We start from the raw sequence: 22,409 nt of genomic DNA, 5'->3' as shown, positions 1-22,409 counted from the left end.
GACGTCAGTTCCCGTCCGCGTCCGAAATGGCGGTGATCGTCGAGAAGGCCATCCAGACCGTTTCTCCCGCTTCATCGCCCTCGAGGACCCTGAAATGGCCCCAGCGCCCGTCATTCTCGATCATGTGCAGCGGCACGTTCCGCTTGAGCGTGAACTTGATCGCGTTATCGGTGCTCGGTCCCGAGCGCGCGTTCGCGAGGCTTACGCTCACGACATGCGTCGGGTCCTGCTCCGTCACGGGGCCCACGACAGGTGCGTCGTTCGTGGACTGGATGGCGGCAAGCAAGGTGTCGTGCGCGGAAGTGTCGTCGGCCGCCTCTTCCAGCGGTCGCTTCGGCGGCTCGGGCGGCAGGGCATCTGAGGCCGTGGCCGCGTCGGCCGAAGCAGTGCGAACCGGCTCGTCCCCGGGTTCTGACGCCATGTCGTCGGTCGAGGCCGTGGCAGCGGTCGCCTCGGCAGTCTCGGCGGGGGCACTGGCCTCGGCGGGCGCTTCGGCGGTCGCGATAACTTTTCCGGCGGGGCCCAGGGGAAGCTTCACGCCATCGACCTCGAGGGCCGTAAGGCGCCAGCACTCGGGGCGGCCCGCGAGCTCGTAACAGGTATATTCCGCCTCGCCGAACGCCGGTCTAAGCGCACCGTTGCTTTGAACCATGGCGCGGAAGTCGCGCGTCTTGGGCGCCGCGGCCTTTCCGACGACGATGCCGGAAAAGGCGAACACCTTGTGGTCAGTGAGCATTGCGGTCAGCGCAACAGTGGACGATTTGCGGGCTGCATCCTCGACCAGCCTTGCCCTTGCCTCGTCGCTGTCGAAAGTCAGCCACCACCCCACTAAGCCAAGCGCCGAAATTGCAAGAATGGCGATGGAAAGGTTACGCACGCGGTCTCTCCTTCACTCGCGAAAAAGATGTTCCATTTTGTAACAGTTTACGCCGGTCCCCTCCGCATGCCGCGCCAATCTCGCCGGTGCAACCGCGGCATTTGCGGATTCGGGTCACACCTATGACAAAGAAAGCCGGCGACTCGTAATTGAAGCATCGCATGTTGGATCGCCTTAGGGTAGATTAAACGGTAAATTTTCCCGCTTAACGGGCTGCGTATCGGAGAATGAGGATGAATCGGTTCGTTGTTTTCGCTGTTGTCGCAACTTTGCCCTGGCTGGTTACGCCAGGCACGGTGCCTGCCGCCATCGACCAGACTTTACCAAAGGGCGTCGCATCGTCGCTTCTCGACGCTTCCGATGCGCGTGGCGTCGCGGATCTCGTCCTCAAGAGCCCGCGGTTTGCGGGCACGATCATGCGACGCGCGGGTGACATGGGTGTCGCGACTGCGCCTGATGTCGTCGGAAGCGCCGTCGAGCCCTCCACGCGCCCGGACATGTTGCGTAAACTCGTCTTTTCGGCGGCCGAGGGCTTTCCTGAGGAAGCCGATGTCATCGCTGCATCGGCCTATCGCGCGATCGGCGCGCCTGACCGCCGCGAGATGGCGGGTCTCATTGGTGCCGCGGCGATCGACGGCATCGAAGCCTCGGGGCGCGACCCCGAGTTCATCCGCATCATGGCGATCAAGATCCACGCGGCGCTGCAGGAGTTGATGCTCGATTTCGATCCGAACCTGGCGGTTGAAATTGCCATGGCAACCGATGATCCGGACGACACATTCGACGACTTTACGAAAACTCCGATTGACGACGTTGTCGATGCAGGTGACGATCTGTCACCGGCTGTCGAGTTCGAACTTCCCGACGAGGAGCAGAACAACGCAAGCCCGAACTGAGTAGAAAGCGTCAAGCAGCGACAATGTGAAGAAATGAAGAATTACGCAGCCCTGTTCCTCATCCTCTGCATCGTCCCTGGTACAGCGTTCTCGGAAGGTCGAGACGACCGAGATCGGCGAGAGGGCGTCCGCGCCGGAAGCTTCGTGTTCAAGCCCGAGGTGAAGGTCAGCGAGAGCTTCGAGTCGAACTATCTTCTTCTCGATACGAACGAGGTGGATACGTTCATCACCGAGATTGCGCCCGCGCTGGTGATCGAATCCGACTTCAACCGTCATGCGCTGCGCCTGACCTCCTTTGGCGCATTCGGGTTCTACTCCGCAGACGGTGACGACAATTATACGGACTATGGCACGCGGCTCGATGGCGTGATCGACGTGACGCGCGATCATCGCCTGATCATGCGCGCCGGATATGCCCGCCTTCACGAGGATCGCGGTGAAGACGATGTGCCGGGTAACGCGCTCGAGCCCGTGAAGTACCAGGACTGGGAGACCAATCTCTCGGCTGACCTGAACTTCGGGCGTTTCCGCTTCGAGCCATTCGTCTTCGCAGAATATCTCGACTTCGAGAGCGTGCCGCTGGTCGGCGGCGGGTTCAGCAACCAGAACGACCGAGACCGGTACGAGTATGGCGGCGGCGTCGAGGTCGGTTACGCGGTGTTGAGCGGCTACGAGGCCTTCATTCGCGGTGGATACAAGGGCATTCACTACAAGGAGATACCTGACGACAACGGCTTCGACCGAGACTCGGACGGCTTCCAGGTGCTGGGCGGCCTGAAGGTCGACCTCACGCGGCTTATCGAGGCGTCGATCGGTCTCGGCTGGGAGAACCGCAACTACGATGACCCGGCTTTCGAGGATTTCTCCGGGTTCTCGGCGAACGCGCGCGCGCGCTGGGACATCACGCAGCGGACGTCGTTGTTCGCGACGGTCGAGCGCGTCGTCGAGGAGACGACGGTCAACAATGCGTCAGGCAAGGTGGATTTCGGCGGATCGATCGGCGTCGAGCATGAACTGCTCCGCACGCTCGGCGTCTTCGCGGGCCTCGGCTACTATGACCGCGACTTCGAGGGCATTCCGCGCAACGACGATATCTTCTTCGCGCGGGCGGGCGCAGAGTGGGATGTGTGGCGCTATGCCGCCCTGGGTCTCGACTACGAGTTCGAGCACCGCGATTCCAACCAGGCGGGGCTCGATTACGGAAATCACACGGTGTCGCTTTCTGTGAGGTTCTTCTACTGAGTAAACGGAGCTTGGAACATGCGTGACCAGCACGCCGCGACAAGCGCCATACGTTGTTTGCTGATCGGGGTGGTCGTCCTGCTGATCACCGCCGGGCAGGCTCTGGCCCAGAGTTCGGGTTACGAGCTTGGACGAGGCGACCGCCTCAGGATCAATGTATTTGGCGAGCCCGACCTTTCTGGCGAGTTCGAGATCGACGGATCCGGCGCCTTGTCCTTGCCGCTCATCGGGGTCGTGCAGGGCGGTGGCCTCACCTCGCGCGAGCTCGAGTCCGAGATCGCCCGGAGGTTCAGCGAAGGCTATCTCAAGAACCCGCAGGTGAGCATCGAGGTTCTCAACTACCGGCCGTTCTACATTCTTGGCGAGGTCAAGACGCCGGGCAGTTATCCATATCGCGAGGGGATGACGCTTCTCAATGCGGCCGCGTTGGCGGGAGGTTTCACCTACCGCGCCGACGCCGACGATATTCGCGTCAAGCGCGACGGGCGCGAGGAGGCCAAGATGCCGCCCGACACCGTCGTGCAGCCCGGCGACGTGATCCGGGTGACCGAACGCATCTTCTGAGATCGACAGCACCACGGCCAGCGGCATTGCGACCCGCGCATGCGGGTGCAACCGATGTCATTTGCGGCAGACGAGGTCTCCGCCGTCATTCGCGACATCGCCATCGCAGGGCAGGCGAAGACGGGTCTCGAAGACGCGCCCGTCGTCATCGCGGCAGCTGGCGATCAGGATGTCGTCCTGCACGACCCGAGGGTCGGTGCAGCTGTCGCGATAGCTGCCACGCGGGACCGTGAAGCCCTCGGGCGCGCCGATGAAACCGCAGACGAGCTGCCCGTCCTCGACGCGGATGACGTCGCCGCACGGGACCGTCAGCTTGGAGGCCACCCAGCGATTGCGTCGGTCGCGGCACTCAGCCACCAGCAACGTCTCGTCCACCACATGCTCGTTCCGGCACTGCGTGCGATAAGGCCCATCTGGAACGGTGATGCGGCCGTCGTCATCGTCGCAGACGAGCCAGCCGTCGCGATTGACGACCTTGCCCCAGCAGGGGAGCGAGACGGTCGTCCGGAAATATTCGCCTGCCTCGTTGCGGCACTCGGCCACCAGCCTCCGGTCGTCGGGCATCCTCGGGTCCTTGCAGGTGTCCCGGTAGGAGCCCCGCGGAAGCCCATCGTCCTCGGGAAGGATGTCCGGGACAGCCGAACAGCCATGCGCCGCCAGCGCAGCAGCAGCGACAGACGCGACGAGGAACCCGGATCGGCGGCGTGCGCGTATCATGATGTCTCGCGTCCTGTGTTCCCTTCCTGGCGGGGGATCGCGCATCACTTCGCGCAAGTGGCTGTGAATGCGCGGCTTCCCCTCGGGAAGAGTAGCAGATCGCCAGAACTTCGCGAGGAAAAGCCGCGCATTCTGAGGCCGTTACCTGGGCGTCGCGTCGCTGCGCGCCGGTGTCATGCCTCGATGACCGAGATCCTGTATCCGGGGCGTACGCCGATCGTGTCGGTCCCGAAGCCCGTTGCAGCCATGGGCTTGCTGGTCAGCGGATCCGCGTCCGCGCCTCCCCCGGGCGCGACGACCGTGTAGCGGAAGTTCACGTCCGCCTCGATGATCGCCACCGTCGCGTCCTCGGGGGCGGGGGGTGAACTGACCGGCAGGGGTCCGACCACGAGGCTGCTGAAGCCCAATTCGGGCTCGTTCGCAACCGGCAGTTCGTTGTATCGCACGTCCTTGGTGGCGCCGTCGTGCCACCAGATCTTCAGGGTTCCGGGCATGAATGCCTCCTCACTTTTACCGGGCACATTTCCGCGCGAGGCGGTGTTTGCGCGTCACATCGTCGTGCGAACAGCGGCGGGCAGGCTGCCCGCCGCTGTCAGGTCCGAGCGTGGAAGGATCATGTCGGGGCGCGACGCGTCTTTCCGCTCGCCGACCCGAGCCGCCCCGGTGAGGGAGCGGCCACCGGCATAGCTGTCGCAGATCTCGGTTGAAGAAGCGTTAACCGGCGGCGGCTTCCGTCACGCCCCGCCCACGCGCTCGCGCAGACGCGCGACGTCGAGGATCCGCAAACTGCGGCCCTTGCGATCCAGAAGGCCGAGATCCTTGAGCTTCGACATGTCGCGCCCGACCGACTCGCGCTGCGAGAAGATGATGGTCGCGAGCTCCTGCTGCGTCGGCAGCGGGTCGACGACGGCCGTTCCCGGGCGCGCCGGATCCGGGGTCGAGAGGCGCAGGAGTTCCACGATCAGGCGCTGCTCGGCGTTCAGCGTCGTGACATCGGTCACCCGTTCGGACAGGTGCCGGATCCGGTCGATGAGGTATTGCAGAAAGGCGCGCGTCACGTCGCGGTTCGAATAGAGAACCTCGTTGAAGCGCTGTGCCGTCATGCGCGCGAGCCGCGAGTCATCGATGGCGACGACATTCGTCGAGCGTGGCCGGCCGTCGATCGCCGCGAAGATCCCGAAGGATTCACCAGGCGCAAGGTCCGACAGCATCACTTCCTTGCCCTGGTTGGTATAGGTGGCGGCGCGCGCGCGACCCGAAAGGATGAAGAAGACGTCATCGTCCGTGTCGTCCGCGCTCACGACCATCGTGCCGGCCGAATAGCTTGCTTCCGTCCACGCGGCAGCGAGTGCTGCGCGTCCCGTAACGCCGCAACGATCGAGCGTGCTGCCCTCAGGAAAGTCGCTGGCTTCGGTCGGCATTGCCTCCCCTCGTGAACTCTTGTCCACAATCCCTAGCCCCTTGATTGCGCAGTTCTTGAACCTCTGCAACCGTTTGGATGGTTTGCAGTGTCGCAGCCGCGGGGATGGGTCGGCGGCGGGATGTAAGACTCGTCACATCCGGCCGCGGCGAATCTGGGATAGCAAGGCTCCGTGAGCACATTCCCGCTCGGCTGTGGCGGCCGCGGGGACGTGGTGTCAGGGGTGGTTGCGTAGACTTTGTGAAGTTGTGGGTTTTGCGTGAATTCCACGAGCGGGCGGCTTTCTCCGGAGCCGCCCGTTTAATTTTGCCTCACGCGGCTCCGACCAGCGTCTTGAGTTCGCGCGCGCTGTCGGCGACCCCCTCGGGGGTGGGAGACTGACCGCTCTCGAGCCAGCGCTTGCCCTGCATATACGCCTTCGGGTCGTTCATCGCGTCGACGGCGAGGAAGCGCTGGCCCTCGAAGTACCAGATCGATTCCGCTCCGGCGCGCGACCCGGGACGGCGCACCGTCCGGGTGTAACCGAGGTTGAGGCCCGCGATCTGAAGCCGGGCCGCGTACTGGTCCGACCAGAACCAGGGCACCGGGATGTAGGGCAGGGTCGCGCCGTGAATCGCCGCGGCCGCGTGCTCTGCCATGTCGATGGCGTTCTGCACGGACTCGAGCCGGACCCGGCCGCCGCGCCAGGGGAACGAGGCGCAATCGCCCGCGGCGAAGATCGCGGGATCAGAAGTCCGGCACTGATGATCGACCGCTATGCCGTTCTCGATCCGCAATCCGGTGCGCTCGGCAAGGTGGGTCGCCGGATCGATGCCGATGCCGACGATCACGAAGTCGACGTCAATCGTCTCGCCATCCGCCAGCACTGCACGGGCCACGCGCCCGCCGTCACCCTCGAGCCGATCGAGGCCGGTGCCCTCGCGGATGTCGACACCGTTCGAGCGATGCAGCTTTCGGAAGAAATCCGCCGTCTCGGGCGCGGCGACGCGGCCGAGGATCCTCGGTGCGGCCTCGATAAGCGTGACGCCGAGGCCCTTTTGCGCGGCGACCGCGGCGGCCTCGAGCCCGATATAGCCGCCGCCCACGACCAGCACACGACGCCCTTCGCGGAACTCCGGGCGCATCGCATCGACGTCGGCCAGCGACCTGATGGTGTAGACGCCGGCGAGATCGCCGCCGATGGCGGCCGGAAGCCGGCGCGGCACGGCGCCCGTGGTGAGGGCGACGACGTCATAGCCGATGCTGCGCTGGTTCGTGATCACCGCGCGCGCGGCGCGGTCGATGCTCTCGACGCGCTCGCCCGCTACGAGCGCGATGTTGGCCTCGTCATAAAAGTTCCGGGGCTTGAGATGGAGGCGATCGACCGTCATCTCGCCCAGCAGATACTTCTTGGACAGGGGCGGGCGCTGGTAGGGGATCTCGGTCTCGTCGCCGATCAGCGTGATTGGACCCGTATGGCCCAGATCCCTGAGCTTGGCAGCGAGCGAATAGCCAGCCTGTCCCGCGCCGACGACGACGACTCTGCGGCCCATCATTTCCTCCCTGGTTCTTTGTATACCAGATGCCAGAAAAGCGGGAAGGATGCAATCCTTCCGCGTGGAATCTCCGCGGAGATGACCACAGCCCGCCCTGGCGATCGAGTCCCCCAGCGACGCCTTTTGGCTGCAAATGGCCGCAAATGACACCGCCGCGCCCGGCGATGCGGGCGCGGCGGAATGTTGTGTCGCGGGATGTGGCCGTCAGGGCCGGCACATCACCCCGCCGTCAGGAGCGGCGTCGACTTCCCTCCGGTCAGGCGCGGCTTGTCGGGCGGGAGGATCTGGAGGTCGAGCGCGTCGTCCTTGACGCCGACCCGCACGATGCCGCCCTTCGCCAGGCGGCCGAACAGCAGTTCCTCGGCCAGCGGCTTCTTGATGTGCTCCTGGATCACGCGGCCAAGCGGCCGGGCGCCCATCGTGGCGTCGTAGCCCTTGTCCGCCAGCCACTCGGCCGCGGGCTTGGTCAGTTCGATCGACACGCCGCGGTCCATGAGCTGCGCCTCGAGCTGCAGGACGAATTTCTCGACCACCTGCAGGATGACCTTGCGCGGCAGCGCGCCGAACGAGATTACCGCATCGAGCCGGTTTCGGAACTCGGGGCTGAACATCCGCTCGATCGCCGCCTGGTCCTCGCCCTCGCGCCGGTCGCGGCCGAAGCCGATGGCGGCCTTTGCCTGCTCCTGTGCGCCGGCATTCGACGTCATGATCAGGATCACGTTGCGGAAGTTCACCTGCTTGCCGTTATGGTCCGTCAGCCTGCCGTGATCCATGATCTGCAGCAGGATGTTGAACACGTCGGGATGCGCCTTCTCGATCTCGTCGAGCAGCAGCACACAGTGCGGGTGCTGATCGACGCCATCGGTCAGCAGGCCGCCCTGGTCGAAGCCGACATAGCCCGGGGGCGCACCGATCAGGCGGCTGACCGAGTGCTTCTCCATGTATTCCGACATGTCGAAGCGCAGCATCTCGACCCCGAGCGTCGAGGCGAGTTGCTTGGCGACCTCGGTCTTGCCCACGCCGGTGGGGCCCGCGAATAGGTAGCAGCCGATCGGCTTCTCGGGCTCGCGCAGGCCCGCGCGGCTGAGCTTGATGGCCGAGGCCAGGGCGTCGATCGCGGGCTCCTGCCCGAAGACGACCCGCTTGAGCGCGCCTTCAAGGTCGCGCAGCGTTTCGGCGTCGTTCTTCGACACGGTCTTCGGCGGGATGCGCGCGATCTTCGAGACCACTGCCTCGATTTCCTTGGGCGTGATCGTCTTGCGCCGCTTGCCGGCCGGCAGCAGGTGCTGGGCCGCGCCTGCCTCGTCGATCACGTCGATCGCCTTGTCGGGCAGCTTGCGGTCGTTGATGTAGCGCGCCGAGAGGTCGACCGCCGACTTGATCGCGTCGTTGGTGTACTTGACCTCGTGGTGCTCCTCGAAGAACGGCTTGAGGCCCTTGAGGATCTTGACCGTGTCCTCGACCGTGGGCTCGTTCACGTCGATCTTCTGGAAGCGGCGGCTCAGCGCGCGGTCCTTCTCGAAGTGCTGGCGGAACTCGTTATAGGTGGTCGAGCCCATGCAGCGCAGCGTTCCCGACTGGAGCGCGGGTTTTAGCAGGTTCGAGGCATCCATCGCGCCGCCCGTCGTTGCGCCGGCGCCGATCACCGTATGGATCTCGTCGATGAAGAGGATGGCGTCGGGGTGCTCCTCGAGCTCCTTGATCACCGATTTCAGGCGCTCCTCGAAGTCGCCGCGATAGCGTGTCCCCGCAAGCAGGGCACCCATGTCGAGCGAGTAGATCGTCGCGCCCTCGAGCACCTCGGGCACGTCGCCAAGGATGATCTTGCGTGCCAGCCCTTCCGCGATCGCGGTCTTGCCGACACCGGGATCGCCGACCAGCAGGGGGTTGTTCTTGCGCCGGCGGCACAGCACCTGGATGCAGCGCTCGACCTCCAGCTCGCGACCGATCAGCGGATCGACCCGGCCCTCGCGCGCCTTGGCGTTGAGATCGACGCAGAACTTGCCGAGCGAGGTTTCCTCGGGCTTCTCGTCGCGCGCGCTGGCACGTGCGCCCTGCTGCTCGGACTCGGATTCCTCGGCGCCGCGCACCGCGCGCGTCTCGCCGAAAGCGGGGTCTTTCGCCACGCCGTGGCTGAGGAAGTTCACAGCGTCATAGCGGGTCATGTCCTGCTCCTGCAGGAAGAACGCCGCGTGGCTCTCGCGCTCGTTGAAGATCGCGACGAGCACGTTCGCGCCCGTGACCTCCGAGCGTCCGGAGGACTGGACATGGATCGCCGCGCGCTGGATCACGCGCTGGAATCCTGTCGATGGCGTCGCCTCTGCGTCGTCGCCGTCGAACACAAGCGTTTCAAGATCGGTGTCGATGAAGCGCGTGAGCGTGGAACGCAACTCGCCAAGATCGACCGAACAGGCTCGCATGACGCGTGCCGCATCGGGCTCGTCGATAAGCGCCAGCAGCAGGTGCTCGAGCGTTGCAAGCTCATGCCGCCGGGCGTTCGCGAGCCCGATCGCGCGGTGGATCGCGTCTTCGAGCGTTGCGGTCAGTGAGGGCATCGAACTCTCCTATGGGGCCGGCTTCAGTCATGCCCCCGGGGTCCGCGCGCATCGCGGATCACCCGGCAGGCATGCGCATAAGAACTATCTTGGACCTCGGAGGCTTGGGATCAAGCGCAACTTCGCCGATGCAGCGAATTCTGCGCGATCACTCTTTCTCCATCGTGCATTGCAGCGGGTGCTGGTTCGATCTGGCACAGTCCATGACTTGCGTGACCTTGGTCTCGGCGATCTCGAACGGATACACGCCGACGACCGCAACACCCTTGTTGTGCACGGTCAGCATGATGTCCACGGCGCGGCCGTGGTCCATGTTGAAGAAACGCTGCAGGACATAGACGACGAACTCCATCGGCGTATAGTCGTCGTTGAGCATGAGCACCTTGTAGAGCGACGGGCGCTTGGTCTTGGGCTTCGCCTTGACCGCGATGCCGGTCTTGCCCCGGCCGCCGTCGTCCCCGTCATCCCCGTCGTCCCCCTCCGACGCTGCACGCACCTGGGCCGCACCGATGCCTTGGGGCAGGCTGTCGGCGGCATGTTCGAGGAGGTCTGCGTCAGGCGTCATCAGGTCCGTCTCGCGGGAGTCGATCGATCCGGACCACCATGCGGCCCGGGGTCGCGCCCCCAGCATATATTCGCGATCCCGGAATAGGAAAGGGGGGCCGGAGCCCCCCTTGGATCGTGTCCAGCCAGTGTGGCCTGGATCAGGCGCTGAGGCCCTTGAACGCGCCCATGGCGGCGGTGACACGCGCGCTCATCGGCTCGGCCGCGTCCTTCGAGGCCGCGGTGAGGATCTCGTTCACCTTGGTGGCCTGGGCGACAAAGCCCTCGAACGCGCTCTTGCCAAAGGCGGTCTGCTTCTCGACCAGCTCGCTGATCGACTTGCAAGCGGTCATGTCCTTGGCGGCGGCGAGACCATCCTCGTAGGCCTTCTTCGAGTAGGCCAGCATCTCGGCGTTGACCGTCTCGAGCGCCTTGGCGGCGATCTTCGACGAGGTCACCAGCGCCTCGACGTTCTCCTGACCGAAGGCGGCGGCGTCCTCGACGCCCTTCGCAACCTTCTCGACGTTCTGCTCGATCGACTTCTGCGCCTCGGCGGCGAACTCTTCGACCTTCTTGGTTTCGGCTTTCGTCATATCGCGTCTCCTTGCGACGCCGCACCTATCGTGCGGGCTTGTGCCATTCCTTGCCGGGGCTTCCGGCTTGCCGCGAGAGATAGTCGATTTGCTGCGCCGCGTCAAGAATGATGCTGCGCCGCACAACGATCGCGTGACGTAACGTCACATCGTTCGTGCGCGACTGTCGTTAACGCTTCATTTTTCAAAATGGGACAAAAGGGATTCTCAAGTTAGTCGCAGTCTGTTACGCTGCTTTCCAGAAGCAGGTGGCATAAGCGGCCAGTGAGAGTCGCGCCGAGGCAGAGTTCAGTGAGGCGGGGGTGGCAATGAGACTCCTCGGGCGGGGGATCGTATTCGTGGCGTTGTGCGTCGTGACGGTCGTGGTGGCGACCGGTGCGCAGGCTGCGCCGTATGCGGCAATCGTGATGGACATGCGCAACGGCGCCGTGCTCCACGAAGATCACGCAAACCGGGTGCAGCACCCGGCATCACTTACCAAGATGATGACACTCTATCTCGCCTTCGAGGCGGTCGAGAGCGGTCAGTTCGGGCTCGACGAGACGGTGCGGGTCTCGCGCACGGCGTCGCGACAGCCTCCGTCGAAGCTGTATCTCAAGCAGGGCTCGCGCGTCTCGATCCGCAGCCTGATCCGCGCGGCCGCGATCAAGTCCGCGAACGACGCGGCCATGGCGCTGGCCGAGGCGATCGGTGGCTCGCAGGCCGGCTTTGCCAACCTGATGAACGAAAAGGCGCGCGCCCTGGGCATGCGCAACACCCACTTCAAGAACCCGCACGGGCTCACCCAGAAGGGGCACGTGACCACCGCACATGACATGGCGATCCTGGCGCGGCATCTCTATTTCGATTTCCCGGAATACTACAACGTGTTCAGCAAGCGCACCGACATCGCCGCCGGCAAGCGCATCTGGACAACCAACCGTCTGCTCGGCAGCTATCGCGGCGCCGAGGGGATGAAGACCGGCTACACCCGCGCCGCGGGCTACAACCTCGTCGCCGTTGCCGCACGTGGCAACGAGAGGGTCATCGCCGTCGTGATGGGCGGGCGCAGCTCGCGCTGGCGGAACCAGAAGGTGGCGGAACTTCTCGACCTCGGCTTCAGGAAGGCGCCGACCCAGGTGGCGATCGTTCGGCCGCAGGCGGTCGCGACGTCCACCAGGGTGGCCGAGGCGCCCGTGCCCGAGCCGAAACCCGATCTCGCGCCGACCGGTCTCGCGGCGCTGTCCGATGCGTTTACCAGCCAGGCAGTGGCGGCGACCCGGCCAAGCGCGCCGATCCGCGTTGCCGGCAACATCGGCACGCGCAACGCGCCGGTTCGCGCGGGCCTGCCGCGCGTGAAGCCGGGAAGCGGGGCGACGCGGGTCGCGCTGAGGGATCCCAAGCCGATGCCCCTTGCCCGGCCTGACTGGTCGGTGACCCTGGGCGAGTATCGCGACCAGGCCGAGGCGGTGGCGATCGCGGCCTCGGTCTCGCTGGCCGACATCTCGGCGCTGCAGGGCGTGGCGCCGAGGATCCAGGAAGTGAACGGCTCGCGCGGCAAGCTCTATAAGGTCGAAGTGACCGGGCTTGCGCCGCACGACGCCGAGACGACCTGCTCGGCCCTTCGTGCCCATGGAACGACCTGCGCGGCGGTGAGCCCGCAGAACTGACCGAGGCGCCAATAGGCGCCGGGATCTCCCTGTCGACTGGCCCCCGTCATCTTGGCGGGGGTTTTCTTATCCGGGTCTGGGCCACAGCGTCCGGGTCGGGCTTCGCGGCGCAGGTGTCGGTGTGGATCGTGGGGTGGTTCGCGGCTGGTCATGCGCCGGGGGCAAGGGCGACCCGGGCGCATCCGGCGCCTCGGTGTCCGCTCAGACCAACGCGTCGACGCCGGGCAGGTTCAGCGCCTTCACCATGTCGCGCACCTCCTGCCGGGCGGCGACATGACTCATGGTGATGCTGATCGCACCGCCCTGCTTGAGGTCGAGCAGGGTCAGACCGTTGAGGAAGAGCTCGCGGAAGATCACGCGCTCCGAGAACCCGGGAGCGATGCGGAAGCCGATCCGCCGCGAGAGCTCCTCGATGACCTTGCCGACCTTGCGCTTGTTGCGCGACTCGAGCATCGAGATGCGATTGCGCAGCACGACCCAGTCCATCGGCAAGCGCCCCGACGCGGCACGCCGCTGGCGCGCCGACCAGACCATCTCGGCATAGATCGAGGGCCCGGTGACCTTGCCCGTGGCCGGATCGACGCGCCCGAGCAGGTCGAAATCCACAAGGCTGTCATTGATCGGGGTGATCAGCGTGTCGGCCGCGACATGGGCAGCCTCGCTCAGCGTCGTCACGGCACCGGGCGTGTCCACGACGACGAAGCCGCAGGTCTCGGAGAGTTGCGCGATCGCGCCCGCGAGCGCTGCGCGCTCCTCCTCGGCCGCCTGCTCGCGCAGCGCGGCGCGGCTTGCCGAGATCGTGATCCGCTCGGGCATCAGGAGGGGCTTGCCGACGCGCTGGCCCAGCGCCTCGCGGTTCTGCAGGTAGCGAAAGAAGCTTTGCTGGCGCAGGTCGAGGTCCAGCGCGCCCACCCGGTGTCCCGCCCGCGCGAGCGCCACGAAAAGGTGCATCGCGGCGGTCGATTTCCCCGCGCCACCCTTCTCGTTGCCCAGGACGATGACGTGGGCTTGCCCGGTCATCCCGCTCCGTGCTCCATCACGCGACCCTCACGGATACAGACAAAAAACGCGCCCCGTCGGGGAGGGGGCGCGCCATCGTAGCTGACCGGCCGGCCGGAATGGGCCGTTCCGGAGCAGAACTCAGAAGCCGAAGCCTTCGAACTTCTTCTTGAAGCGCGACACACGCCCGCCAGTGTCCATAAGGCGCTGCGAGCCGCCGGTCCATGCCGGATGCGCGCTGGGGTCGATGTCCAGCGTCAGGGTGTCGCCTTCCTTGCCCCAGGTGGTCCGCATCTGCACGACCGAGCCGTCGGTCAGGGCCACGTTGACCACGTGGTATTCGGGATGGATATCGGCCTTCATCAACTCGCTCCTCGGGCACGATCGGGCGGCGCGGCCCGGATTGTCGGAAAACGACCCCGCGCCGACAGGGCATTGCCCCGCCGCTGCGCGCCGGCCGGTGTCGCGCGGTGTATAGATGAAGCCCCCCCGCGCGGCAATACCCCAAACGCCGGCCGGCGCGCGGCGGGCATCGGGATTTCGTGCCGCCGTGGCAGGGGAGTCTTAACCGCAGCCGTGCTAGGCCGGTTGCCAAGCAGAATGCGCGAGACGAGGTGCGGAATGGCCCTGACCAGCAATCACCCTCAAACCCTTCCGCACGCCCCCGTGCAGCATCGGTCACGGCCGAACGGTGCGGCGCTCGCGTTCGGGGGTGAACCGTGGGGGCGGGGGCGCATCTCAGGGGACACGCCGGCCCTCCGCAGCGTGCCCGGCAAACCCCAGCCGAGCCGGCACGCGTTGCTCGGCGCATTCGCCTGCGGCGCGATCATTCCCGTCTTCCAGCCCCAGGTGTCACTTCGCGGCGGGGCGCTTCTGGGACTCGAGGCTCTGGCGCGGTGGCGCCTGCCGTCTGGTGAACTCGCGGGGCCTGCGGGTTTTTTCGGCGCCGCGACGCGGCTCGGCCTCATCGGCCTGATCGACGAGACCATTCTCGCCGGCGCGCTCGGTCAGCTGCGCTCCTGGCGGCGGGCGGGGCTCGTGGTCGCGAGGGTGTCGGTCAACCTGTCGGCCGCGGCATTGCGCGATCCCGGCTACCCCGACCTCCTCAGCTTCCATCTCGACATGCACGATCTCGCGCCCACCGATCTCGCCGTCGAGATCGTCGAGTCGGTCCTGATCGAGGACGACGAGGACGTCGCCATCCGCAATGTTCGCGCCATGGCGCGGGCCGGGATCGCGGTCGAGCTGGATGATTTCGGCTCCGGCCATACCTCGGTGACCAACCTGCTCAGGCTCGATCTGCAGGCGATCAAGCTCGACCGGGCGCTGGTAAGGCGCATGGGTGAGGACGGGCGCGGCGAGGCCGTGATTCGCGCTGTTACCACGATGACCGCGGAACTCGGGCTCGGCACCATCGCCGAGGGGGCTGAAAGCGCCGTTGACGTCGCGCGCCTCGCCGCCCTTGGTTGCGATGCGGTGCAGGGATACGCGATTGCTCGGCCAATGACAGGAGAGGAAGCCGCGCTCTGGCTTGCGGCGGGGCAGGACGGCTCGCGATTGGCCGAGGCCGGCGTCCGTGCCTGAGAGGCGGCGGCCTCAGTCGAAGCGGTAGAAGGCCTCGTAGATCGGCGCCAGCGTCGATTCGTCGAAGAGCGACGATACCGATGTGTCGTTCCCGACATTCAGGATCGCCTGGGCGAACAGCGGCGCGATCGAGACCACGCGGATGTTGCGCGCTGCCTTCACCGCCTCGGTCGGTTCGATCGAGTCCGTGATCACCAGCGTTTCCATCGCCGAGCCGGTGACGCGCTCGATCGCGGGCCCGGAAAGCACGCCGTGGCTGATATAGGCGTGGACCTCCTCGGCCCCCTCTTGCTTGAGCAGTTCGGCGGCCTTCACCAGCGTGCCGGCGGTGTCGCAGATGTCGTCGACGATCACGCAGGTCCGCCCGGCCACCTCACCGATCACGGTCATGTTCTCGACCTCGCCGGGCCGCGAGCGGCGCTTGTCGACGATCGCGAGCGTCGCACCGATCCGCTTGGCGAGATCGCGGGCGCGGACCACGCCGCCCACGTCGGGCGAGACGACCGTCAGGTTCTCCCGCCCCGCCAGGTGGTGCTTGATGTCGAGCGCGAAGACCGGCGCTGCGTAAAGGTTGTCGGTCGGGATGTCGAAGAAGCCCTGAATCTGCCCGGCATGCAGATCCATGGTCAGCACGCGCTCCAGCCCGGCTTCGGTCATCAGGTTGGCGACCAGCTTGGCCGTGATCGGCGTGCGCGCCGCCGTCTTCCGGTCCTGCCGGGCATAGCCGAAATATGGGGTGACCGCCGTGATCCGCCGCGCCGAGGCTCGCCTCAGCGCGTCCGTCATGATCAGCAGTTCCATCAGGTTGTCATTGGCGGGGTTCGAAGTCGGCTGGATGATGAAGACATCCTCGCCGCGGACGTTGTCGAAGATCTCGACGAAGATCTCCTTGTCGTTGAAGCGCTCGACCCGCGCGTTGGTCAGGCCGATGCGGTCTCCGCGATAGACCGAGATCCGCCGTGCGATGGCCTCGGCCAGCGGCCTGTTCGCGTTGCCCGCGATGATCTTCATCCTGCGCTCGTCCGATTTCATGGAATCCTGCCCCCAAACGACGCGCGTTTCTTAAGCCAAATGGTCGCCGGCTGCAAAGCGCCTTTAACCGATCCGTCACGAACTCCCCTTGCGTTGCGCCCTGATGCCGCAGCAATCGCCCTGCTCGAGCGCTTCGCTCACATTCTCGTGGCCCTGCTTGCCCGACACGCCGATCCGGCCTAGCCAGTGGCCGACCTCGCCATCCCGCATCGACACGAATGCGGCCAGAAAACACCCAAGCAGACCCGTCGGAGGGCAAACGACATGCGCCGGATCACCTACTACTTCTCGGTCCTCAGCCCCTTCACCTATCTCGCCGGTGACCGGCTCGAGCGGATCGCCGCGCGCCACGGCGCCGGGATCGACTACCGGCCGATGGACATCATGAAGGTCTTCGCTGCGATGGGCACGCCGCCGGTGCCGCAGCGTCATCCCGCGCGCCAGGAATATCGCGCGCAGGACCTGCGGCGGCTTGCGGCGCGCGCGGGGATGGCGCTCAACCTGAGGCCCGCGCACTGGCCGACCGATGCTGCGCCCGCCTCGGCCGCGGTGATCGCGGTGGCGGACAAGGGTGGTGATGCCGGGGCGCTTGCCCGCCGCTTCCTGGCCGAAGTCTGGGCCAACGAGCGCGACATCGCCGAGCCCGAGGTCGTCGCGGAGGCGCTTGCCGGCGTCGGCGAGGACGCCGCGAGCCTTGCGTCGGCAATCGAGACGGCCGCCGCAGCCTATGCCCGGAACACGGAAGCCGCGATCGCGGACGGTGCGTTCGGCGCGCCCTTCTACATTATCGAGGACCAGCGCTTCTGGGGCGCTGACCGGCTCGACGATCTCGACTGGTGGCTGGGGCGCTGAGCGTGCCCCAACCTCAGCGCCGCATCACGGGCCGACCCATTCGATCTGGCAGATCTCGGCCGATTTGCCGTCGAGATTCCAGACCCGGCCGAAGTCGCGCACCTTGCCCTTGATCGCGTGGGCGATGGTCACGTCCGGACCCATCCAGTAGCGCGTGTTGGTGACTTTCAGCTCCTGCTCGGGGTCGGCCCCGTCGATCGGCGCAATGGCACCCTGGATCCGACGCCCGACCGTCAGGTGCCGAACCTTCCCCTCGGTCGTGAAGCTGATCTCCTCGCGAATCGAGCCGAGATACTCGCTGACAAGCAGGCGGAACAGCCCGGTGGTGCCGCGCGCCTGACCCGAGAAGATCTTCTCGAGCGCCGCGAACTGGGCGTCGTCGGCGCGGTCGTCGAAATAGCCGGCGGCCTTCCAGTCGCCCTCGCTCATCGAGCCCGGGATGTCGAGGAGCATCGCGACGTTGAGTCCGCCGAGGTCGGTGTCACCCCATTTGCCCTCGTCGATCCGCACGGCCATCCACGCCTTGCACGATCCCTGCGTCGGCGGGTGCGCGCCCAGGCTCACGACGCAGGGGCAGAACACCGTGCAGTTGCAGTTGAGGATCAGTTCGCCCTTGATCGACCAGGGCTCGATGGCCGCCTTCGTCGCCGTATCCAGCATATTCCTCTCCCAGGCCCGCTTGTTGCAATTGTCAGATGTTTGCGTCGACGATCAGCGCGGCGCCGGCAAACGCCAGCGCGACTCCGATCACCCGTCCCGCCCGGTCGGCACCGGGCAGGGTCTTCTCCGCCAGCATCAGGGCGCCCAGACCGGCCATCCAGATCAGGTTCATGGCGCCCGCGACCAGCATCAGCCCCATCAGCGCCCAACAGCAGCCGATGCAGATCAGGCCGTGGCGAAGCCCCATGCCGGTCGCGCCGAGCGGCCCCTCGCGCCACTGTGCCATGAAGAAGGCCAGCGGGTTGCGGCACAGCGTCAGACAGGCCGCCTTGAGCGGCGTGAGCTGATAGGCCCCGGCAAGCACCAGCAGCGCACCGGCCAGCGTGCCCGTGGCGCCGGCCGTCGCGTTGGTGGCGGCGCCCGCGATGGCAATCTGCGCGCCTGCCGCGACAAGCCCGAAGCCGCCCCAGGCCGCGACATAGCCGCCCGCGAATCCCGCCAGGCACAACAGCCGCCCGCGCTCGATCCGACGAGACAGTCGGGCATAGAGGTCGATGGCCGGGGCCGCTGTCGGCAGCATCATCGCCACGCTCATCAGCAGCCACATCGCCGCGACGGCGGGATATTGCGCCAGCGCGGGCGCCTCGAGCGCCATGCACAACTCGGCCAGCGCCGCGAGGGGCGACGACTGGACCGCCGGATCCATCGCAGCGAGCGCAAGCCAGCCCGCGCCGGCCGCGAGGCCAACGCCGAGCCAGGCCATCAGCCGGGGCCGCTGCGACAGGTGCACGGCACTCATGACACGTGCCTCCGCCCGATGGTGGCCTGTGCCTCGGCAATCAGGCGGCCGGTATAGTCGGACAGATGCGCGAGTTCTTGCGCCAGTCCTGCCGCGTCGCGCCGTTCGAGCATCGAGGCCACGCGTGCGTGGCGCGCCGCGACCTCGGCCCGGTCGCGACCGCGCCAGGTGAGCATGTTCAGAAGCGGCTGCATGGCCTCGATCACGCCGGCCATCTGGAAGCTGATCAGAGGGTTCCCGGCCGCGTTCGCGAGATTGCGGTGGAACCTGACATCCGAGGCGCAGAACTCCTCGTCGGTGGTCGAGGGCGCACGCTGCACGTCAATCTCGGCGCGCATCGCGGCGATCTGGTCAGGGGTGCGTCGCTCGCAGGCAAGCGGCGCGATCGCCGACAGCAGGGTGAGGCGCGCCTCGGTCACCGCCTCGGGCGCGATGCGGTTCACACCCATCAGCATGATCGCCGTCGACACCAGCTGATCCTGCGCCTCTTCGAGACCGTAGCGGTTCACGAAACTGCCGCCCGTGGCGCCTCGGCGCGTGCGGATCAGGTTCTGCGCGGCAAGCGTCTTGAGCGCCTCGCGCACCGTGGGCCGCGAGACGCCGAAGCGGGCTGCAAGCTCCTGCTCGCCGGGCAAACGCTCGTCCGCGCCGATCCGTCCCTCGAGGATGAGCTCGCGGATCTTTCCGGCGATGGTCTCGCCGGCACCGGCCGGCTTGTCCTTGTCTGACGTCATGTCTTGCCTGCTCTGCGCCGGTTCGGCGCTCGGTATGGGCGACCTTGCCAAACTTCCTATTGTTTGACAATTTGAAATCCGACTCGTCGGGCGATCGGACGCTCGGCGCCGGACCAGGAGGAGCCCCCCATGAGCTTTCGTGCCCTGATCGTCGACAAGGCCGAGGACGGCACCGTCAGCCAGAAAATCGAGACCATCGGCGAGGATCGCCTGCCCGAGGCGGATGTCACCGTAGCCGTCGAATACTCGACCCTCAACTACAAGGATGGGCTCTGCCTCACCGGCGGCGGCGGCCTCGTGCGCAAGTATCCCCATGTTCCGGGGATCGACTTCGCCGGAACGGTCGAGGCATCCGACAATCCCGCCTTCAAGCCCGGCGACAAGGTCCTGCTGACCGGATGGCGCGTGGGCGAGGCCTGGTGGGGCGGCTATGCCGAGAAGGCGCGCGTCAAGGCCGAGTGGCTGACGCCGATGCCGGACGGGCTCGATGCGCGGCGCGCGATGGCGGTCGGCACCGCCGGTTTCACGGCGATGCTCGCGATCATGGAACTCGAGGCGCATGGCCTGAAGCCGGGGCAGGGCCCCGTGCTGGTGACCGGTGCTGCCGGTGGCGTCGGTTCGGTCGCGACCGCGATCCTTGCCAAGCTTGGCTACGAGGTCGCCGGCGTGACCGGCCGGCCCGAAACGGCGGATTACCTGCACTCGCTCGGGGCCAAGACGATCGTGCCGCGCGAGGACCTGGCCGAGCCATCCGGTCGTCCGCTCGAGAGCGAGACCTGGGCAGGTTGCGTCGATGCGGTGGGCGGCAAGATGCTGGCCAAGGTGCTGACGCAAATGAAGTATGGCACTTCGGTTGCCGCTGTCGGCCTTGCCGGTGGCGCCGGGCTTCCGACCACCGTAATCCCGTTCCTTCTTCGCGGAGTGAACCTACTTGGCATCGATTCGGTCATGCGTCCGCAGGCCGACCGCGTGGCGGCCTGGAAGCGGATCGCCTCCGATCTGCCGATGGACCTGCTCGACAGCATGATCCAGCCCGCGACGCTCGCCGAGCTGCCCGCCCTCGGGCCGGCCATCCTCAAGGGCCAGGTCAAGGGCCGGGTCGTCGTCGACGTTCGCGCCTGACCGCTTGACAGCGTCATGAGCGCTCGGTAGCCAACTGCGGTCTGCGCGGTTTCGCGCGGGCTGCCCTGAGCCGGAAAGCCGGTTCGGCGGCTCGGCTGGAAGACCTGCCAGGATGGGGTATGCCCCTTTCCGGGCGGGCTCCCCGGGACGGCGAAATTGCTTTGGAAGGCTCAGTTCATGACCACTCTCGATCTCGACTTCGTGCGGGCGCAGTTCCCCGCTTTCACCGAGCCCGCGCTTGCGGGCTGGGCGTTCTTTGAGAACGCCGGCGGCTCGTATCCCGCGCGGCAGGTGGTCGACCGGCTGAGCTATTTCTACGGCCGCTGCAAGGTGCAGCCCTACGCGCCCTATCCCGCCTCCGAGGAGGCGGGCGCGATGATGGACGAAAGTTACGCCCGCATCGCCGCGATGCTGAACGTCGCCGAGGACGAGGTGCATTTCGGTCCCTCGACCAGCCAGAACACCTATGTGCTGGCGCATGCCTTCCGCGCCCGCATGGCCGATGGCGACGAGGTGGTGGTCACCAATCAGGATCACGAGGCGAATTCCGGCGCCTGGCGCCGGCTGGCCGACACCGGTATCGTCGTGCGCGAGTGGAAAGTCGATCCCGAGACCGGGCATCTGAACCCGGATGACCTCGATCCGCTTTTGTCTGACAAAACGCGCATCGTTGCCTTCCCGCACGCGTCGAACATCGTCGCCGAGATCAATCCGGTGGCCCAGATCTGCAAAAAGGTCAGACAATCTGGCGCGGTCTCGGTCGTGGACGGCGTCTCCTACGCGCCGCATGGGCTGCCCGACATCGCCGCGCTGGGCGCCGACATCTACCTCTTTTCCAGCTACAAGACCTATGGCCCGCACCAGGGCGTGATGGCCGTGCGCCGCGAGATCGCCGATCGTCTCCCGAACGAGAGCCACTGGTTCAACGCCGCTCATATCCGCAAGAAGCTGGTCCCCGCAGGTCCCGACCACGCCCAGATCGCCGCGCTTGCAGGCATCGCGCATTACACCGATGCGGTCCACGACCATCACTTCGCCGACCGTCCCGGCGCGGCGGAACGAGCGCGCCGCGTGCACGACCTCTTCCGCGCGCAGGAACAGCGGCTCACCGCGCCTCTGATCGACTATCTCAAGGCGCGCAACGACGTGCGCGTCCTTGGGCCCACCGATCCCGCGCGGCGCGCGCCCACCGTCGCGATTGCCCACGCGCGGCCCGGCGAGGACCTCGCCAGGGCGCTTGCGCCGCACCGGATCATGGCTGGCGGCGGCGATTTCTACGCGGTGCGCCTGATCGAAGCCCTCGGCATCGATCCCGATCACGGCGTCCTGCGCCTCTCCTTCCTGCATTACACCGCACCCTCCGAGGTCGAGCGCGCGATCGCGGCTCTCGACCGGGTGCTGTCGGAGACCTGATGCGATGCGTGTGATCGGCGGCAGGTTTCGTGGCGCCCGCATCGCCGCGCCCGGCGCCGCCGGCGGGGGCGAGGCGCATCTGCGCCCGACCTCCGACCGCGTGCGCGAGTCGCTCTTCAACCTGCTCGCCCATGGCGGCTACGCCGACCCGCCGGTGCCCGAGGGCGCGCGCGTGCTCGACCTCTTCGCCGGCACTGGGGCGCTTGGGGTCGAGGCGCTCTCGCGCGGTGCGGCGCGTGCCGTGTTCATCGACGACCACGGGCCCTCGCGCGCGCTGATCCGCGACACGGTCGAGAGGCTGGGCCTTGCGGGCGTCACAAAGATCTGGCGGCGCGACGCCACCGACCTGGGGCCCTGCCGCGGCGAACCCTTCGATCTGATCTTTGCCGATCCGCCCTACGGCACGGATCTCGGCCTGCGTGCGCTCGAATCGGCCCGCCGCGGCGGCTGGCTCGCGCCCGGCGCGCTGATCGTGCTCGAGGGGCGGGTCAGCGACCCGCTGCCCGATGCCGCGTGGCTCGCACCCCTCGATCAGAGGCAGTATGGCGAGACCCGCATCGCGCTCTACCGCGCCGCCTGACCCCTTGGCGCGCGTCGGCGGTGGCGCTACGACAACGGCAACG

At 66.7% G+C, this 22,409-nt stretch carries 23 protein-coding genes; 9 read left to right on the top strand and 14 right to left on the bottom strand.

Features of this window, described 5'->3' with window-relative positions; translation table 11 throughout:
• Window positions 1-4 precede the first annotated feature (4 nt).
• On the bottom strand, window positions 5-877 hold the full coding sequence (locus tag H0I76_RS05955) for an SH3 domain-containing protein (protein WP_200608269.1): 873 nt from the start codon (window positions 875-877) through the stop codon (window positions 5-7).
• A 233-nt stretch (window positions 878-1,110) separates the two neighbouring features.
• On the opposite strand from H0I76_RS05955, the gene H0I76_RS05950 reads away from it, so the two are divergent.
• Genes H0I76_RS05950 through H0I76_RS05940 form a run of 3 tightly spaced genes read left to right on the top strand, consistent with a single transcriptional unit; the run spans window position 1,111 to window position 3,579 of the window.
• Entirely contained in the window at window positions 1,111-1,773 is a 663-nt protein-coding gene (locus H0I76_RS05950) for a hypothetical protein (RefSeq protein WP_200608267.1), read from the top strand.
• A 33-nt stretch (window positions 1,774-1,806) separates the two neighbouring features.
• Complete coding sequence (locus H0I76_RS05945) at window positions 1,807-3,015, top strand: outer membrane beta-barrel protein (RefSeq protein ID WP_200608265.1); 1,209 nt, start codon at window positions 1,807-1,809, stop codon at window positions 3,013-3,015.
• Window positions 3,016-3,033: 18 nt separating this feature from the next.
• Entirely contained in the window at window positions 3,034-3,579 is a 546-nt protein-coding gene (locus H0I76_RS05940) for a polysaccharide biosynthesis/export family protein (RefSeq protein WP_200608263.1), read from the top strand.
• Between the two features lie 57 nt (window positions 3,580-3,636).
• On the opposite strand, the gene H0I76_RS05935 is transcribed toward H0I76_RS05940, so the two are convergent.
• The 7 genes from H0I76_RS05935 to H0I76_RS05905 all read right to left on the bottom strand — a co-directional run bounded on the left by H0I76_RS05935 (window position 3,637) and on the right by H0I76_RS05905 (window position 10,942).
• A complete protein-coding gene (locus tag H0I76_RS05935; RefSeq protein ID WP_200608261.1) occupies window positions 3,637-4,296 on the bottom strand; it encodes a CVNH domain-containing protein in 660 nt (219 codons plus the stop codon).
• A 173-nt stretch (window positions 4,297-4,469) separates the two neighbouring features.
• Entirely contained in the window at window positions 4,470-4,790 is a 321-nt protein-coding gene (locus H0I76_RS05930; RefSeq protein ID WP_200608258.1) for a hypothetical protein, read from the bottom strand.
• Between the two features lie 240 nt (window positions 4,791-5,030).
• The gene (locus H0I76_RS05925) at window positions 5,031-5,717 is read right to left on the bottom strand and encodes a Crp/Fnr family transcriptional regulator (RefSeq protein WP_200608256.1); all 687 of its coding nucleotides are present in this window, start codon (window positions 5,715-5,717) and stop codon (window positions 5,031-5,033) included.
• Between the two features lie 310 nt (window positions 5,718-6,027).
• On the bottom strand, window positions 6,028-7,248 hold the full coding sequence (locus tag H0I76_RS05920; RefSeq protein ID WP_407704253.1) for an NAD(P)/FAD-dependent oxidoreductase: 1,221 nt from the start codon (window positions 7,246-7,248) through the stop codon (window positions 6,028-6,030).
• 221 nt (window positions 7,249-7,469) lie between these two features.
• Window positions 7,470-9,806: an ATP-dependent Clp protease ATP-binding subunit ClpA gene (clpA, locus tag H0I76_RS05915; RefSeq protein ID WP_200608251.1), complete on the bottom strand. Its 2,337-nt coding sequence runs from the start codon at window positions 9,804-9,806 to the stop codon at window positions 7,470-7,472.
• A 148-nt stretch (window positions 9,807-9,954) separates the two neighbouring features.
• Window positions 9,955-10,371, bottom strand: coding sequence for an ATP-dependent Clp protease adapter ClpS (gene clpS / locus H0I76_RS05910; RefSeq protein ID WP_200608248.1), 417 nt, complete (start codon window positions 10,369-10,371; stop codon window positions 9,955-9,957).
• A 139-nt stretch (window positions 10,372-10,510) separates the two neighbouring features.
• The gene (locus tag H0I76_RS05905; protein ID WP_200608246.1) at window positions 10,511-10,942 is read right to left on the bottom strand and encodes a phasin family protein; all 432 of its coding nucleotides are present in this window, start codon (window positions 10,940-10,942) and stop codon (window positions 10,511-10,513) included.
• A 308-nt stretch (window positions 10,943-11,250) separates the two neighbouring features.
• On the opposite strand from H0I76_RS05905, the gene H0I76_RS05900 reads away from it, so the two are divergent.
• A complete protein-coding gene (locus tag H0I76_RS05900) occupies window positions 11,251-12,591 on the top strand; it encodes a D-alanyl-D-alanine carboxypeptidase family protein (RefSeq protein ID WP_234455153.1) in 1,341 nt (446 codons plus the stop codon).
• Between the two features lie 201 nt (window positions 12,592-12,792).
• Here the strand turns inward: H0I76_RS05900 and H0I76_RS05895 are convergent, their stop codons facing one another.
• Window positions 12,793-13,611, bottom strand: a complete 819-nt coding sequence (locus H0I76_RS05895; RefSeq protein WP_200608243.1) for a division plane positioning ATPase MipZ — start codon at window positions 13,609-13,611, stop codon at window positions 12,793-12,795.
• Window positions 13,612-13,731: 120 nt separating this feature from the next.
• Window positions 13,732-13,953: a 50S ribosomal protein L31 gene (rpmE, locus tag H0I76_RS05890; RefSeq protein ID WP_200608241.1), complete on the bottom strand. Its 222-nt coding sequence runs from the start codon at window positions 13,951-13,953 to the stop codon at window positions 13,732-13,734.
• Between the two features lie 435 nt (window positions 13,954-14,388).
• Between rpmE and H0I76_RS05885 the strand changes: the two genes are divergently transcribed.
• Window positions 14,389-15,174: an EAL domain-containing protein gene (locus H0I76_RS05885; protein WP_200608238.1), complete on the top strand. Its 786-nt coding sequence runs from the start codon at window positions 14,389-14,391 to the stop codon at window positions 15,172-15,174.
• Between the two features lie 12 nt (window positions 15,175-15,186).
• Here H0I76_RS05885 and H0I76_RS05880 read toward each other — a convergent pair whose 3' ends face one another.
• Entirely contained in the window at window positions 15,187-16,206 is a 1,020-nt protein-coding gene (locus tag H0I76_RS05880) for a ribose-phosphate pyrophosphokinase (protein WP_234455152.1), read from the bottom strand.
• A gap of 264 nt (window positions 16,207-16,470) precedes the next feature.
• Between H0I76_RS05880 and H0I76_RS05875 the strand changes: the two genes are divergently transcribed.
• On the top strand, window positions 16,471-17,058 hold the full coding sequence (locus tag H0I76_RS05875) for a 2-hydroxychromene-2-carboxylate isomerase (RefSeq protein WP_200608235.1): 588 nt from the start codon (window positions 16,471-16,473) through the stop codon (window positions 17,056-17,058).
• A gap of 24 nt (window positions 17,059-17,082) precedes the next feature.
• Here H0I76_RS05875 and H0I76_RS05870 read toward each other — a convergent pair whose 3' ends face one another.
• The 3 genes from H0I76_RS05870 to H0I76_RS05860 are packed head-to-tail and all read right to left on the bottom strand — an operon-like array spanning window position 17,083 to window position 19,251.
• Window positions 17,083-17,718, bottom strand: a complete 636-nt coding sequence (locus H0I76_RS05870; protein WP_200608233.1) for a DUF1326 domain-containing protein — start codon at window positions 17,716-17,718, stop codon at window positions 17,083-17,085.
• A 31-nt stretch (window positions 17,719-17,749) separates the two neighbouring features.
• Window positions 17,750-18,517 carry a DUF2182 domain-containing protein gene (locus H0I76_RS05865; RefSeq protein ID WP_200608230.1) on the bottom strand — a complete coding sequence of 256 codons (768 nt, stop codon included), beginning with the start codon at window positions 18,515-18,517 and terminating at the stop codon, window positions 17,750-17,752.
• Window positions 18,514-19,251 carry a FadR/GntR family transcriptional regulator gene (locus H0I76_RS05860; RefSeq protein WP_200608228.1) on the bottom strand — a complete coding sequence of 246 codons (738 nt, stop codon included), beginning with the start codon at window positions 19,249-19,251 and terminating at the stop codon, window positions 18,514-18,516. Before H0I76_RS05860 ends, H0I76_RS05865 begins: the two co-directional genes overlap by 4 nt.
• A 129-nt stretch (window positions 19,252-19,380) precedes the next feature.
• Between H0I76_RS05860 and H0I76_RS05855 the strand changes: the two genes are divergently transcribed.
• From H0I76_RS05855 to rsmD, 3 genes are all read left to right on the top strand, one after another.
• Window positions 19,381-20,373: an MDR family oxidoreductase gene (locus tag H0I76_RS05855; RefSeq protein WP_200608226.1), complete on the top strand. Its 993-nt coding sequence runs from the start codon at window positions 19,381-19,383 to the stop codon at window positions 20,371-20,373.
• A 177-nt stretch (window positions 20,374-20,550) separates the two neighbouring features.
• Window positions 20,551-21,786 (top strand): aminotransferase class V-fold PLP-dependent enzyme, encoded by a 1,236-nt coding sequence (locus H0I76_RS05850; RefSeq protein ID WP_200608224.1) that lies wholly within the window; start codon window positions 20,551-20,553, stop codon window positions 21,784-21,786.
• 4 nt (window positions 21,787-21,790) lie between these two features.
• Entirely contained in the window at window positions 21,791-22,366 is a 576-nt protein-coding gene (gene rsmD, locus H0I76_RS05845) for a 16S rRNA (guanine(966)-N(2))-methyltransferase RsmD (RefSeq protein ID WP_200608222.1), read from the top strand.
• Window positions 22,367-22,409 lie beyond the last annotated feature (43 nt).

Source organism: Thermohalobaculum xanthum, assembly GCF_016623495.1.
GTDB lineage: Bacteria > Pseudomonadota > Alphaproteobacteria > Rhodobacterales > Rhodobacteraceae > Thermohalobaculum > Thermohalobaculum xanthum.
Note: the sequence above shows the minus strand (reverse complement) of the source record. Positions and strands in the feature narration are given on the sequence as shown.

Excerpts from the sequence above, each read along its gene's own strand:
- H0I76_RS05930 (WP_200608258.1), bottom strand. The coding sequence starts at position 4,790 with ATGCCCGGAACCCTGAAGATCTGGTGGCACGACGGCGCCACCAAGGAC.
- rsmD (WP_200608222.1), top strand. The coding sequence starts at position 21,791 with ATGCGTGTGATCGGCGGCAGGTTTCGTGGCGCCCGCATCGCCGCGCCC.
- clpS (WP_200608248.1), bottom strand. The coding sequence starts at position 10,371 with ATGACGCCTGACGCAGACCTCCTCGAACATGCCGCCGACAGCCTGCCC.
- H0I76_RS05850 (WP_200608224.1), top strand. The coding sequence starts at position 20,551 with ATGACCACTCTCGATCTCGACTTCGTGCGGGCGCAGTTCCCCGCTTTC.
- H0I76_RS05945 (WP_200608265.1), top strand. The coding sequence starts at position 1,807 with ATGAAGAATTACGCAGCCCTGTTCCTCATCCTCTGCATCGTCCCTGGT.
- H0I76_RS05900 (WP_234455153.1), top strand. The coding sequence starts at position 11,251 with ATGAGACTCCTCGGGCGGGGGATCGTATTCGTGGCGTTGTGCGTCGTG.
- H0I76_RS05865 (WP_200608230.1), bottom strand. The coding sequence starts at position 18,517 with ATGAGTGCCGTGCACCTGTCGCAGCGGCCCCGGCTGATGGCCTGGCTC.
- H0I76_RS05940 (WP_200608263.1), top strand. The coding sequence starts at position 3,034 with ATGCGTGACCAGCACGCCGCGACAAGCGCCATACGTTGTTTGCTGATC.
- H0I76_RS05855 (WP_200608226.1), top strand. The coding sequence starts at position 19,381 with ATGAGCTTTCGTGCCCTGATCGTCGACAAGGCCGAGGACGGCACCGTC.
- H0I76_RS05860 (WP_200608228.1), bottom strand. The coding sequence starts at position 19,251 with ATGACGTCAGACAAGGACAAGCCGGCCGGTGCCGGCGAGACCATCGCC.
- H0I76_RS05920 (WP_407704253.1), bottom strand. The coding sequence starts at position 7,248 with ATGGGCCGCAGAGTCGTCGTCGTCGGCGCGGGACAGGCTGGCTATTCG.
- clpA (WP_200608251.1), bottom strand. The coding sequence starts at position 9,806 with ATGCCCTCACTGACCGCAACGCTCGAAGACGCGATCCACCGCGCGATC.
- rpmE (WP_200608241.1), bottom strand. The coding sequence starts at position 13,953 with ATGAAGGCCGATATCCATCCCGAATACCACGTGGTCAACGTGGCCCTG.
- H0I76_RS05935 (WP_200608261.1), bottom strand. The coding sequence starts at position 4,296 with ATGATACGCGCACGCCGCCGATCCGGGTTCCTCGTCGCGTCTGTCGCT.
- H0I76_RS05895 (WP_200608243.1), bottom strand. The coding sequence starts at position 13,611 with ATGACCGGGCAAGCCCACGTCATCGTCCTGGGCAACGAGAAGGGTGGC.
- H0I76_RS05870 (WP_200608233.1), bottom strand. The coding sequence starts at position 17,718 with ATGCTGGATACGGCGACGAAGGCGGCCATCGAGCCCTGGTCGATCAAG.
- H0I76_RS05950 (WP_200608267.1), top strand. The coding sequence starts at position 1,111 with ATGAATCGGTTCGTTGTTTTCGCTGTTGTCGCAACTTTGCCCTGGCTG.
- H0I76_RS05875 (WP_200608235.1), top strand. The coding sequence starts at position 16,471 with ATGCGCCGGATCACCTACTACTTCTCGGTCCTCAGCCCCTTCACCTAT.
- H0I76_RS05925 (WP_200608256.1), bottom strand. The coding sequence starts at position 5,717 with ATGCCGACCGAAGCCAGCGACTTTCCTGAGGGCAGCACGCTCGATCGT.
- H0I76_RS05880 (WP_234455152.1), bottom strand. The coding sequence starts at position 16,206 with ATGAAATCGGACGAGCGCAGGATGAAGATCATCGCGGGCAACGCGAAC.
- H0I76_RS05905 (WP_200608246.1), bottom strand. The coding sequence starts at position 10,942 with ATGACGAAAGCCGAAACCAAGAAGGTCGAAGAGTTCGCCGCCGAGGCG.